11 protein-coding genes and 1 pseudogene are annotated in these 13,140 nt (G+C 43.4%); 2 read left to right on the top strand and 10 right to left on the bottom strand.

Annotated features, from left to right (window positions below; all coding sequences use genetic code 11):
• Nucleotides 1–215 (bottom strand): annotated as a pseudogene (locus B4K26_RS06145) (amino acid ABC transporter substrate-binding protein); the annotation flags it as partial.
• 417 nt (nt 216–632) lie between these two features.
• On the opposite strand from B4K26_RS06145, the gene B4K26_RS06140 reads away from it, so the two are divergent.
• Entirely contained in the window at nt 633–1,610 is a 978-nt protein-coding gene (locus tag B4K26_RS06140) for an Hsp33 family molecular chaperone HslO (protein WP_296244188.1), read from the top strand.
• A gap of 125 nt (nt 1,611–1,735) precedes the next feature.
• Here the strand turns inward: B4K26_RS06140 and B4K26_RS06135 are convergent, their stop codons facing one another.
• From B4K26_RS06135 to B4K26_RS06095, 9 genes are all read right to left on the bottom strand, one after another.
• The gene (locus B4K26_RS06135) at nt 1,736–3,205 is read right to left on the bottom strand and encodes a hypothetical protein (protein WP_296244187.1); all 1,470 of its coding nucleotides are present in this window, start codon (nt 3,203–3,205) and stop codon (nt 1,736–1,738) included.
• A gap of 269 nt (nt 3,206–3,474) precedes the next feature.
• Nucleotides 3,475–4,104 (bottom strand): fumarylacetoacetate hydrolase family protein, encoded by a 630-nt coding sequence (locus B4K26_RS06130; protein ID WP_409521349.1) that lies wholly within the window; start codon nt 4,102–4,104, stop codon nt 3,475–3,477.
• A gap of 180 nt (nt 4,105–4,284) precedes the next feature.
• Complete coding sequence (locus B4K26_RS06125; RefSeq protein WP_296244183.1) at nt 4,285–5,010, bottom strand: ABC transporter permease; 726 nt, start codon at nt 5,008–5,010, stop codon at nt 4,285–4,287.
• 12 nt (nt 5,011–5,022) lie between these two features.
• Nucleotides 5,023–5,772: an ABC transporter permease gene (locus B4K26_RS06120; protein WP_296244182.1), complete on the bottom strand. Its 750-nt coding sequence runs from the start codon at nt 5,770–5,772 to the stop codon at nt 5,023–5,025.
• A 596-nt stretch (nt 5,773–6,368) separates the two neighbouring features.
• Entirely contained in the window at nt 6,369–7,334 is a 966-nt protein-coding gene (locus tag B4K26_RS06115) for an ABC transporter substrate-binding protein (RefSeq protein ID WP_296244180.1), read from the bottom strand.
• 225 nt (nt 7,335–7,559) lie between these two features.
• Entirely contained in the window at nt 7,560–8,498 is a 939-nt protein-coding gene (locus tag B4K26_RS06110; protein ID WP_296244178.1) for a transporter substrate-binding domain-containing protein, read from the bottom strand.
• Between the two features lie 136 nt (nt 8,499–8,634).
• Complete coding sequence (locus B4K26_RS06105) at nt 8,635–9,435, bottom strand: transporter substrate-binding domain-containing protein (RefSeq protein WP_296244176.1); 801 nt, start codon at nt 9,433–9,435, stop codon at nt 8,635–8,637.
• Between the two features lie 292 nt (nt 9,436–9,727).
• Nucleotides 9,728–10,528 (bottom strand): ABC transporter ATP-binding protein, encoded by an 801-nt coding sequence (locus B4K26_RS06100; protein ID WP_296244175.1) that lies wholly within the window; start codon nt 10,526–10,528, stop codon nt 9,728–9,730.
• 401 nt (nt 10,529–10,929) lie between these two features.
• Entirely contained in the window at nt 10,930–11,325 is a 396-nt protein-coding gene (locus B4K26_RS06095; protein WP_296244173.1) for a hypothetical protein, read from the bottom strand.
• Nucleotides 11,326–11,726: 401 nt separating this feature from the next.
• Between B4K26_RS06095 and B4K26_RS06090 the strand changes: the two genes are divergently transcribed.
• Nucleotides 11,727–13,028 carry a glutamate-5-semialdehyde dehydrogenase gene (locus B4K26_RS06090; RefSeq protein WP_296244172.1) on the top strand — a complete coding sequence of 434 codons (1,302 nt, stop codon included), beginning with the start codon at nt 11,727–11,729 and terminating at the stop codon, nt 13,026–13,028.
• The last annotated feature ends 112 nt before the right edge of the window (nt 13,029–13,140 follow it).

The raw sequence follows: 13,140 nt of genomic DNA, 5'->3' as shown, positions 1-13,140 counted from the left end.
ATAGAAGAATCACGGTGACCGACCACGATAGTGCCCGATTCTTTAATTTTTTGTAGCGTACCGTTAGCATTTCCTGTCTGTTCAGTGGTCTCGGTCGTAGCCGCCCCATCTGCTGGCGACGCTTCCGTATTGGTTTGATTGCTATTATTACAGCCCGCCAAGCCAAGCGCCATAAAGGCAACCAGAGTTAGAGGTTTAGAGATTAAGTAGGTCATGAGATACATCCTTTTATCGCATTAGCACAAAATTAAGAGGGGACGTTGACGTTGTTTAAGCCATTATTTGACTTTATAAAAGCCTTTAGCTGACTTTCCGCCATGCATCCATGCTGTTGCTGTTATTTATCACTATGCAACTTAATGTTACTGTACAACAATTTAAGGGATGAAGGTAAACTTTTTTTAATAGGGCAGATTTTTAAATTATTATGCTTGTTTTATTTCAATAAATGGTCGAAAAAATTCATAAATGCAGATGATATATAGCATCATATAGACTTTTAATACAAGCGGTTACGATAATTGGCGGAAAAAATAGATAGCGTAAATTTAGCACTCAATCTAAGCGCTACAATTGATAAATCCCAGTTAATCCCCATAAAGCTAACAACTTCTTAATACTAGTTATGACCTATGACACAAGATACTCAAGCCCCAAATGTTGACCAACAAGCGAGCAGCCACCGCGATAACGACGTACGCCAACGCTTTTTTATCGAAGACTCACCGGTACGCGGCGATGTGGTGCGCCTATCGCGCAGTTATGCGACGACAATTGCCCAAAAAGCTTATCCTGAAGCCATTAAGCGCTTATTGGGTGAGATGCTGACGGCGGCAAGCTTGCTGATCAGTACTGTTAAAATTAACGGTCACTTATCAATTCAATTGCAATCATCAGATAGTAATAGCTTGCTCAATTGGGCCATGGCAGAGTGCGACCAGGACGGTATCATTCGTGCTCTTGCCAGCTGGAAAAGCGACACCGACGAGCAAGTGCAAGCGTGGGACAATATGATCCATGCAAAAGACGCTTTTGCTGAGCTCGGCGCGGCTGGTCAGGGCGTGTTATTTATCAATATTCAGCCTGATGGTGGCGAGCCGTATCAAGGTATCGTTGAGCGCAGCCATGACAATTTGGCCGACTGCTTAGCGCATTACCAAAAACAATCGGCGCAGATTCCAACGCTGATTAATTTGGCCTCAGACGGCTTGCAAGCGGGGGGTATCTTGGTACAAATGCTACCTCGTACTGCTGCCGAAACCTATGAAGTCGAGCAAAACCGAGACGCCGGTATCGATGATGATTTGTGGACACGCTTAAGCGTGCTGACGCGCACGCTAAAAGCAGAAGAGCTGACCACGCTTGATGCCAACGAAATCCTGTACCGTTTGTATAATGAAGAAAAAGTCGTTGCCCCTGAGCCTGTATCGCTATCGTTTGGTTGCACCTGTTCACGCGAAAAGTGTGAGATGGCGATTGAGCAAATTGGCGAAACGGAAGCCTTGGATATCGTTGACGAACAAGGCGGAACTTTTGAGATGGACTGCGGATTTTGTGGTGAGGTCTACAAATTTAATAAAGACGATGTAGCGGCAATTTTCGCTGAGTAGCCTTTAATTTTATTTCTGTTAATTGAAAACCCTCAAGTGTCATGCTTAAGGGTTTTTAAGCTTTTATTGCTCGCAGTTCGTTTTTATAGTCCTACTAACGATGACGTTTATGGTGTTAAAAACCCTTAAATATCGACCTCATAATCTATTGGATACGAATAAATACGACTATCAAGCGCATATTTGGCGTCATGCGCGTCGCCTAGTTTATTGGCTGCCAACCAATCAATCACTTGCGCAAGCACCCTGTCGTTATAGATTAGATTCATATGATTGACGCCATAAAATATCGCCTTATGACCCTCTGGCACGCTCAGCGTATGCTCTTCGGTATATTCACCCAGTGCTGATTCTACTGAAACCAGTCCATCACCCAATAAACTGGTGGTTTTATTTTCATAATGCGTTTCAATCAATGCTGCTGCGACTAAATAGGTATTGACATGCAAAGGTAAGCGCGTCGGATGGCGAAACTCTGCTGGTAGCACACTGCGCTTCTCTAAAGATTTCCAGTCCGCATCGCGAATACTGCCATAACGCAGATCAATAATACCAGCGCTACGTAAGTCGCCCAATTTGGCCAATGAACCCGCAAAAGGCAGCTTGGCAATCTTATATTGAACAAAATTACCAATCCGCTCCAAGCTTGCGCCATGATGCGGTGAGCCTAAGGTAACCAGATTGCCCACACGTTTGACCCAGCTAAATCCTTGCTCTTTACCATAAAACAGCGCACTACGACTCAATAAGCCACCCATACTATGACCGATTAAATCAAGCTGAGTAATATCTGGATTGTTTTCGACCAAATCTTGCAAAACCTTGGCAAAGCTACGTCCATTACTCGAGATACGTCGACCGGTATTGTAGTTCACATACAGAACCGTCGTATTTGGCAGATTGCTGACCAGCATTGCTCCTAGATTATTTTCACCCGTTACTTGCCAGCTTAAGTGGCTCATACAAAGCCCATGACATAACACCATCACTCGCCCTGATAGCGCAGCACTTTGAACACAATTGTCTTTATCGTATAGCACCATTGAGACTGCCAATGGATTATGATGGGTGATAAGATGATCGCCCATGACCCCATTTAAGATGTTGACCACGCGGCGCAAATTTAAGGGTAACGGTTGTATCTTTTTGGGTTTTGAAACTGTGTTATAAAGACGCAGTCCTGAAGCAAGATTGTTGCCGACTAATTGCATCGTTCGACGTACCGTGCCATAAATCCGTCCAGTGATACCGCGCTGCCAGTGTTCAACATTGCCTTTATTAAACCGCCCTAACGGTCGCAGCAGAATCTCACGATGAATAGCCTCTACAATATCGGTGACTTCCACCACGCCCATTGTGGCAAGCTGCGCCAAACCTTCAAAGAAATCAACTAGCGAGATAGGTTGATGCGGTTTTGTATCGCTGTTATCGACATTTTCGGCGGTCAGCTCATCCACATAAATATAGTCAAGTTTTGATAGCGCTTCATAGACATCGCCTTGAAAGCCTGTATCAGTCCTTGACTCATCATCAGATGGACGTCGAGTCGTAGCAAATAAATCATGAATGGTGTCTAAAGGTTTTGAGAGGGGCATAATTTGGCAACATCAAACGATTAAGAATGTTTTCCATACTAGCCTGTAAATGGCATAAACAGAAGCAAATGATTTAACTGTCAGGTATTTTTATGGTTAGAATAGTTACAGGCACGCAAAGTACTGTTTTTTATAAATATACCCTTTAATATAAATATATCTCTTAATATACATACAATATTGTTGCGATACACCTAACAATAAAAACCCCAGATTAGATCTGAGGTTTCATTATTAAAAGATAGTGAGGTTAATCAAATAATCAATGGTTATTTAACCTGCACTTGCCATTCATGAGCGCCTAATTTTAAAATCAACGCATCACCCGCTTGTAATACGCCAACGCCGCTTGGTGTCCCTGTCATAATCACGTCACCTGCTTGCAAACTAAAGGCGTGACTGATATTGACCAATAACTTATGAACAGGGAATAGCATCAGAGCACTATCGCCGTCTTGCTTTAGCGCCTCATTGATAAACAGCTGATAATGCACGTTTTCAAAGTCACCAAACGTTTGCGGATCAAGCCAGTCACCAAGCACGCAAGCGCCATCGAAGCACTTAGCACGTTCCCAAGGATGACCTTTTGCTTTAAGCTCAGTTTGCAGCTCACGCAGGGTCAAATCCAATCCCAAGGTTACACCGCCGATGGCTTGCTTGGCCTCTTCAATCGTGGCCTCTGATAAGTCTGCTGATAGCTGAATACACAACTCAGCTTCATAATGGGTTTCACCAAATATGGCGGGGTTTGGACGTACAATACCATGACGAGTGGACACTACCGCAGAGGCAGGTTTCATAAATAGCATCGGTGTAGTGGGTACTTCATTTCCCAATTCCTGCGCATGGGCCGCATAATTGCGTCCAACGCAGACGACTTTGCCAATAGAAGCGCGCAGACGTTCATTGGTATCAACGTTAGTATCACTATTAGTATTATTGGCGCTATCAGCATCTTTCACGCTACCAACAATAGCGTTAGCGATGGACATGTGGGGTGACGAGCTCATACAGCTTCCTTACGGTATGTTTTTGGGATTTATGATCACTATAGCTTTTTTGTTTTGCCTTGCCTACTTTTAAGGAATGGTATTGGTAATCACATCTGGCGGTACGTAGCTCGCATGACGATTCATACGTTTTTCAAACAATCTAAAGCTAAATAAAATCACCCAAGATAATAATAAATAGACAATACCAGCGGCAAAGAACAGTTCCATCAAGGTATAAGTGCGCGCACTAATCGTTCGAGCGACACCAGTGATATCCATCAAGGCAATGGTTGATGCCAGCGCACTGCCTTTTAGCATAAAAATAACTTCATTACTGTAGGCGGGAATAACGATACCAAAGGCGCGCGGTAAGGTAATGCGTGTGAGCTTCTGCCATTTTGACATGCCAATAGCATCGGCCGCTTCAAGCTCACCCACAGGAATATTTTGAATCGCGCCGCGAATAATCTCTGCCAGATAAGCACTGGTATTAAGGGTGAAGGCGATGATGGCACACCAGTAAGCTTGGCTTAAAACTGGCTCCCATAAAAACGACTCACGAACCGCTTCGAACTGTCCAAGGCCGTAATAAATCAAAAATATCTGTACCAGTAGCGGCGTGCCACGAAAAAAGAAGATATATAAAAACGGTAAGACTTGTACTAGCCAATTTTTGGACAATCGCAATAATGCCAAAATCAAACCAAAAAATAACCCAATAATTCCTGAAAGAACTACTAGCTGGACGGTCAATACCGCACCACCCAATAAGTCAGGGATATGGTCAAAAATGACCTGCCAATTCCAATCCATAGTATCTCTCCTCTACCCTATGGTCGATTGACTTTGAGTGGTTTGATGGTGGCTGGTTTGACGGCTGAGCTTTTTAGCATAACGTGCCGCTGGATTGGCGCGCCACTCAAGCCACATCATAAAGCCGGTAATCAACATGGTCAGACCCAAATAAATAATCGCCGCTGCCATATAAAAGGTAAACGGCTGCTGTGTTGACTGCGCCGCGCGCGAAGACTGATACATGATATCTTTTAGGCCCACAACCGAAACCAAAGCGGTATCTTTAAGCAACACCAAAAACAAATTCCCCAGTCCTGGCAAGGCAATCTGCCAAACCTGCGGTAAGGTAATACGATAAAAGATCTGCAAAGGTCGCATGCCAATTGCTTGCGCTGCTTCTCTTTGCCCAACCGGAATCTCCTGAATGGACATGCGAAAAATTTCGGTCGCATAAGCACCAAAGGCAATTGATAACGCCATCACTCCGCCCCAAAAAGCGCTAATCTCGATATAGTCGTTATAGCCGAACTTTTTGAGGATGCTCATGAGCAATATAGAGCCGCCGTAATAAATAAACAGCACCAGTAATAGCTCAGGGATGCCGCGCATGGTAGCGGTATAGACCGTCGCAAGCTTTCGCAGCAGCCAGACATTGGACATCTTTGCTGTCGCGCCAAGCAAGCCTAATGCCATACCGATGACCAAACTGGTCAACGCAAGCTTTATAGTGACGGTAGCGCCGCTTAGTAATAGCGCGCCAAATCCTTGTAAATCAAACACAATTATCCACTCAGTCTCTTTATATTAGCAATTTGCAAAATATGAGTTAAAAGAATCAGCATCAATAGCTGAGCGCTGCTGATAAACGTATTGCGGACCAAATAGACACTGGCCCTTTACGTCATAGATCGACGTCAGATACATACGATTATAGCCACGAAAATTGACACAGTAGAAATGAGCGCTGATTTTATCATATTCGCTGCCAGCTATGTTAATACTCACGCATAAAAGCGCTTCCTAAAAAGGTAATTATTAGCATAAATATCAAATAAATCAGCGAGATTTGATAAAAGTTGACAGTCGATTTGGTCATTGAAAAGAGATAACGTTCTTCAATTACTGTCAGTAAGAGCTTTTTGTAACCTCTGTCTGCGTAGGCTAGCCACAGCAAGCAAAAAAACTATACCAGCAGTACCGTCACGTTTTTAAGGTATTTTGACTCTAATGCATAAAAAGCACAAGGGTTTGTTATAAAAGCAAAAAAGACATCACCATGATGGCAATGTCTTTATACGTAAATGACTTCGCGATTACTATGACAATATAAAGGCAGTCACTAATATAGCAATAATCAGCATAGCAATAATCAGCGCTTATTGGGCGGCGTTATCTGCCACTGATTCTGTTGATGTCGCCTCTGTAGGCGCTGCATTTTCTGGTACAGCAAAATATTTTTGATTGATTTTATCATACGTTCCATTGGACTTCAGGTTGGCCAAAGATTTATTGATTTTTTCTCGCAGCGCTTCATCGTTAGGACGGACGGCAATTGCAAAATTATCGTTAATATCAATCTCATCACCTTTTAGCACATAGTTACTACCTGAAGGTGAGCCAAGCCACTCTAGCGCTGGCAATTTGTCAGATATCATGGCATCGACGCGGCCAGAACCCAAGTCTAAAAATGCATTACTTAACGTATCATATAACTTCATATTAGCTTTTGGATACGCGTTTTCTAACCACTGCGAGGAAATAGTCGAGCGCTGCGCCGCGATAGAATGCGCATTAATATCGCTGCTATTAGCGGGATCAAAGCTGCTGTCTTTTTTGGCTAAAAATACCAAGGCATTGCTAAAGTAGGGATCGGTAAAAGCGACTTGTTTTGCACGTTCAGGCGTCACCGACATTGCAGCGACGATGGCATCATATTTACCTGCTTTAAGTCCAGGAATAATCCCGTCCCAGTCTTGCGCGATGATTTCACAGGTCATGTGCAAATCGGCACAAACAGCATTGGCAATGTCAACATCGAATCCACCTAACGTCCCATCGGCATTGGTATAGTTAAAGGGTGCATAGGCGCCTTCGGTACCAATACGTAGCACATTATCATCATCGGTCGCAGCGGTATTATTTTCAGCCGTTTCTGATGCTTTAGTCGCAGTCGCCTCTGAGTTAACATTGTCATCAGACTCATTTTGACTGTTACTACAACCTGTTAAAGTCAATAGCGCCGCCATGACAAGCAGTGATTTTGGTCTTAAGAAACGCTTGCTGGACGATAAAATGATAGCAGACGTACTAGATATATTGGCGGGGGCAAGAGGGTTGCTCATAATCATCCTTGATATCGTTACTTAGAATACTGTTACTTAGAATCGGGACTTAAAATTGCGGCTGGGTATGACTAATTAGTATTTTCACTAAGTAAAATACTATAAACGCTATAAAGCACGCTTTAGGGAAAACGTGCTTTATTAAATATGAAAAGTAGAGCTTAATGAATAAAGTCTAGCTGATAAACTTTTATTAACACTCATAAAGCTCAGCTAAGAGCGGTATTAGTTAGTCGCCGCTTCTGTTTGCTCTTCGTTTGCGATAACTGCATTAGCATCGACATTCCCATCGTCAACGACCACGACTTCTTTGACACCCTCAGTCGCTACTGCTTGCTGCGCCGCTGCTGTTGAGCTGGTACCAAAATAACTACCAGTGATTTGATCATAAGTACCATTGTCTTTTAGCTCAGCCAAGGCTTTATTAAATTTGGCAACCAATGGATCGCCTTTACGGAAAGCAATACCCATGGCATCATTGCTGGTACTGATTTCTTGACCTTTGACTTCGTAGTCTTTACCGGCTTCGGTTTTTAGCCAATCGATACCAGTGACTTTATCGGACATCATGCCACGAACGCGACCTGAGGTTAAGTCTAAGTAAGCGTTGTCTTGAGTGTCATAAAGTTTGATGTCAGAGTCGGCATGTTTTTCTTGCAGATACTGCGAAGCAACCGTTGAGCGCTGTGACGCAATCGGCTGACCTTTTAGATTATCTACCGTAATATCATCGCCTTTTTTACCGATTAAGATAATACCGGTATAAAAGTAAGGATCGCTAAATTCTACGACTTCTTTGCGCTCAGGCGTAATAGTCATGCCAGCGATGGCTGCATCAAACTTCTGCGCATTGAGTCCTGGAATGAGGCCATCCCAATCTTGCGAGATGACTTCGCACTCAGCTTTCATTTGCGCACACAGAGCATCAACCAACTCAATCTCATAACCGATCAATTTGCCATCAGCGTCGGTATAGCTAAAAGGTTTATAACTTGATTCTGTGGCGATTTTTATATGCAAAGGTGTATCGCTCGTAGCAGCAGCATCAGTATTTTCTGCGGGTGTGGAGCTGTTGTTACAAGCAGAAAGCATAAGCATTGCGGCACTAAGCGGCGCAAGCCAAAGCGCTTTTTTGCTCATTGATAATGTCATTGAAGTGGTCATAGGGGTTATTCCTTAATATATTTACCAGCCGTTATTCATCCGCAATGGCTCAGAAATTGGTTAATTAGCGCTTATCGAAACAATCTATTGATTATAGCTATCGGTTAAAGACTTTTTTTAAAGCGCATCAAGCAAATTACTGACCGAAGTTTTCCTGCTCAAGACGGGCAAGCTCACCATTACTACGGATCTCGCTCAGCGCTTTATTAAAGTCGTCTTTGATTGGATCGCCTTTACGGACAGCAATGGCAATATTATCGTTATTATCAATCTCATCACCCACGATACCGAAACCCTCTGGGTTGTCAGCTAACCATGATTTGGCAGAAACCTTTTCAGCGAGCACCGCATCACTACGACCAGATTTTAGGTCTAAGTAGGCATTGTCATAATTGTCATATAACTGTACGGTATTGCCATTTTTGCCTTCATAATTGTCTTGCAGGTAAGCGCCAGGTGTCGTTGAACGCTGGCCCCCAAGGGTTAGATTTTTGATGGATTTAGGATCAAATTTGCCTTTGGTATCGGTTAGCCACACCATGGTATTGGCAAAGTAAGGCTCGCTAAAATCGACCTTTTCTTGACGCTCATCAGTGATAGACATACCAGCAATGACGGCGTCATATTTTTGCGCCAATAAGCCTGGGATAATTCCATCCCAATCTTGAGCAACAATCTCACATTTGGCTTGCATCTGCGCACATAACGCATTTGCAACATCGATATCGAAACCTGCCAAGCTACCATCAGCATTGGTATAGTTGAAAGGAGGATAAGCGCCCTCGGTAGCGATACGAATGGTCTTGCCAGCCGTTTCTGAAGCAGAGGCATCAGCATTGGTATCAGCGGCGTCATTAGCAGGCTGGCTACAAGCACTAAGCATAAGCGCGGCGGTGACGGTCATCGATGACCACAATAGGCGAGAATTCGGCATCATACATTCCTTAAATTCTGATGGATTTTTAATATAGTGTTCTGATATTTTGTTCTCTGACGTCCCTGCCAGATAAGCAAGTCAATAAACAGAAGACACAAGCAGGCGTTACTCTCACCTACCTGTAAACCTTTTGATAATACCTGACTCAAATATCAAAAACAAACGTTTTGCATACCTACTGTGATTATTGAGTAATAAATACACTAAGAAAGTTACTAATGCGTAATTCTGACGTTTTAAGCTTTTTTAATATTAAACAAGTGGTATTCAAATTGGAGAAATTAAAAACCGTTTATGAGTTCTGACGATGGGATGCCATAAAGTCTTTTACGCGCTCAGACGTCGGGTTATCAAAAACTTGTTCCGGTGTGCCAATCTCTTCGATAATACCTTGGTGAAGGAATACTACCTTACTCGACACTTCACGGGCGAAACGCATCTCGTGGGTGACAATCAACATGGTACGCCCTTCCGCTGCCAGCTCACGCATGACGGCAAGCACTTCATTGACCAGTTCAGGATCGAGTGCTGAGGTCGGCTCATCAAATAATAGCACCTGCGGCTGCATCGCAAGGGCGCGCGCAATCGCTACACGCTGACGCTGGCCGCCCGACAAGTTTGCCGGATAAGCATCTTTTTTATCGAGCAGACCAACTTTATCAAGCAGTTTTTCTGCATCACTAATCGCTTGGTCTTTTTTAATTTTTAAGACTTGCGTTGGCCCTTCGATGATGTTTTGCAAAATGGTCTTGTGCGGCCACAAGTTAAAGTTTTGAAAAACAAAACCCACGCGCGCGCGCAAGCTCTCTAACTGTTTGATATCTGCCGCTTGCAATTCGCCTGATTTGGTAGGCTTCAGTATCAGCTCATCATTACCGATGATGATACGACCCTGATTGGGCTTTTCAAGCAGATTAATACAGCGCAGCAAGGTTGACTTACCGGAGCCAGACGAGCCTAAAATAGAGATGACATCGCCATCATAAGCGGTAAGAGACACCCCTTTTAACACCGCCAACGAGCCGTAGCTTTTATGGACGTCTTGTAAATCTAAAGCGATAGGCCGAGTCGGATTCTTTGCAGTATCAAGCATGGTTTAGCAGACTTCCAATAAATATGAGTGAAAACATGAATAAAAAAGTGCGCCATTGTCGCCTAAAATGCAATAAAAAGGCAAACCCTGCCTTTTTTTACTTGTTAGGATTGAACAATATAGTCAGTTCAATATAAAAAAAATCACTCGAAATGGCGCGCCACTAGGATAAATTCTCTCCGCCTGCTGAATGCTTCGCACTTCAGAGCGCTTCGCAAAACTTATCTCAGCCGCACTATATTCTTTTTAAATTATATCGACTATAAAATAAGGCCCATAACGCACAATCAGTTATGGACCTCATTTTATCATCTTAACGCCGTCAGCGCTGTTTTATCTGCTAAATTAGTCAGTCAAAACTAACTGTGTAAAATCAGCAATGTAAAGCTAGCAAATGAAAATTAGTACGTCGAAATATGCTCTTCGCTTTCAGTACCATCAAGAACCTCGGCATCATCAGCAGTTGCTACCCCAACATCATCATTTTCACCAACAGCCATACCGTCATTAGTAGTAGCATTGGTATTGGCATTAGTATCGTTAGTGACGTTACCAGTGATAGGTTCGTTCGCGCTTGCAGCGCCAACATCATCAGTGCTGTCCGCAGTGGCAACACCATCCGTGCTGTTCGCAGTAGCAACGCCAGTAGCATCATTTTCTACCGCTGTTTGCGCATCAGCTGCTGGCTCAACGTCCATTGGAGGCTCGTCTTTTTTACCACACGCGCTAACACTTAATGCCGCTGCCACCAAGCCTACCGTCAACCAGTTTTTATATGCTTTATTTTTAATAGCCATTTTATTCTCCATCATGAGTCTTTAATCTATTAATCTTTCTAACATTTATCACTTTATTACATCAATCAATTGCTATGCATGTCACTGATAGCTTATTGATTGACTGTCTTAGCACTCACTATACTCACGATTTATGGTGACTACCTTAGCAGTTACAGCGCAGTTCTGTTAAAAATACGTAACCGCAAACTGTTTTCTAACGGTTGATGACTTATTAAAAACATTAGAATTTAAAAATATTGAAATAAAGTTAAAAAACTCTGCAGTGCTTGATAAATGGTCTGTGTTCACAAAATCGACTTTACTATCGTCCCCATCTCCTCTATGTTAAATAGCAGAACGCCACCAGGGCGTTAAATAACATATTTTTGTAATTCTTGAAGATATAAGGACGTTAATTTATGAGTCAATCGAATACCACAGATGTTACCGCTTATATGCAAACGGTCGGAAAACAAGCACGAGCAGCGTCGCGAGCGCTTGCTGCCGCCAGTACAGGTGATAAAAATTCAGCGCTCATGGCGATTTATAATGTGTTAAAAAGCGCCAAGGCAGACATCTTAGCAGCCAATAAAATCGATATGGATAATGGTCAAAACAACGATTTAGACGCGGCATTATTAGACCGCTTAGAACTAAATGATGCACGCTTCGATGGCATGTTACAGGGATTAAAAGACGTCGCCGCTCTTCCTGACCCTATCGGCGAAGTCACAGACATGACGTATCAGCCATCGGGCATTCATCTGGGTAAGATGCGCGTGCCACTCGGCGTGGTCGGGATGATTTATGAGTCGCGTCCAAACGTTACTCTGGAGGCAGCATCGCTCGCGCTAAAATCAGGAAACGCAATTATCTTGCGCGGTGGCTCTGAAGCATTTGAGTCTAATCAAGCGATTGCTAAATGCATTCTACAAGGTCTCAAAAAAGCTGGCCTTTCCGAGCACAGCGTTCAAGTATTGCAAACGACGGATCGCGCGGCGGTTGGCGAGCTCATCACCATGACAGACTATGTCGATGTTATCGTGCCACGCGGCGGAAAAGGTTTGATTGAACGTATCAGCCGCGATGCCCGCGTCCCTGTGATTAAACATTTAGATGGTAACTGTCATACCTTTATCGATAGCGACGCCGATGCAGAAACAGCGATTAAAGTCAGCGTCAATGCCAAAACCCATCGCTACGGCACCTGTAATACTATGGAGACGCTGCTGGTGGATGAGGCAGTCGCCAATGAACTATTACCAAAAATTGCTGAAGCCATTGTAACAGCAGATGACGCCATGCAACTGCGCCTCGATGAGAAATCACAGGCTGTCTTAAATGATAACACGGCTCTTAAGGGTCATCTATCCGCAGCGACTAGCGAAGATTGGGATACCGAATATCTTGCTCCTATTTTAGCGGTTAAAGTCGTATCGGGCATTGACGAGGCGATTGAGCATATCAATACTCACGGCAGCCATCATACTGACGTTATCATTACCGACAATTATACCAAGTCGCAACGCTTTATCCGCGAAGTCGATTCAGCAAGCGTGATGATTAATGCTTCTAGCCGTTTTGCCGATGGGTTTGAGTATGGATTAGGTGCAGAAATCGGTATCTCAACGGACAAGATTCATGCACGTGGTCCCGTTGGACTGGAAGGCTTAACTTCACAAAAGTGGATTGTTTATGGTCAAGGTGAAACACGAATGTAACTTATTACGTCTTCAATACAATTTGTAATACTGTGTGCAGTATAATTGTTACAGAACGTCAGCTTAATTGCTGACGTTTTTTTTATTATAAACAGAGGTCTTATATAGGCCA

The organism is Psychrobacter sp. UBA6766, from assembly GCF_002453355.1.
In the GTDB taxonomy this organism is placed as follows: Bacteria; Pseudomonadota; Gammaproteobacteria; order Pseudomonadales; family Moraxellaceae; genus Psychrobacter.
This window is presented reverse-complemented; position numbering and strand designations above follow the sequence as displayed.

What these genes read in the sequence shown, in the direction of transcription:
- B4K26_RS06125 (WP_296244183.1), bottom strand. Translation starts at nt 5,010, where the DNA reads ATGGATTGGAATTGGCAGGTCATTTTTGACCATATCCCTGACTTATTG.
- B4K26_RS06110 (WP_296244178.1), bottom strand. Translation starts at nt 8,498, where the DNA reads ATGACCACTTCAATGACATTATCAATGAGCAAAAAAGCGCTTTGGCTT.
- B4K26_RS06140 (WP_296244188.1), top strand. Translation starts at nt 633, where the DNA reads ATGACACAAGATACTCAAGCCCCAAATGTTGACCAACAAGCGAGCAGC.
- B4K26_RS06095 (WP_296244173.1), bottom strand. Translation starts at nt 11,325, where the DNA reads ATGGCTATTAAAAATAAAGCATATAAAAACTGGTTGACGGTAGGCTTG.
- B4K26_RS06105 (WP_296244176.1), bottom strand. Translation starts at nt 9,435, where the DNA reads ATGATGCCGAATTCTCGCCTATTGTGGTCATCGATGACCGTCACCGCC.
- B4K26_RS06100 (WP_296244175.1), bottom strand. Translation starts at nt 10,528, where the DNA reads ATGCTTGATACTGCAAAGAATCCGACTCGGCCTATCGCTTTAGATTTA.
- B4K26_RS06090 (WP_296244172.1), top strand. Translation starts at nt 11,727, where the DNA reads ATGAGTCAATCGAATACCACAGATGTTACCGCTTATATGCAAACGGTC.
- B4K26_RS06115 (WP_296244180.1), bottom strand. Translation starts at nt 7,334, where the DNA reads ATGAGCAACCCTCTTGCCCCCGCCAATATATCTAGTACGTCTGCTATC.
- B4K26_RS06135 (WP_296244187.1), bottom strand. Translation starts at nt 3,205, where the DNA reads ATGCCCCTCTCAAAACCTTTAGACACCATTCATGATTTATTTGCTACG.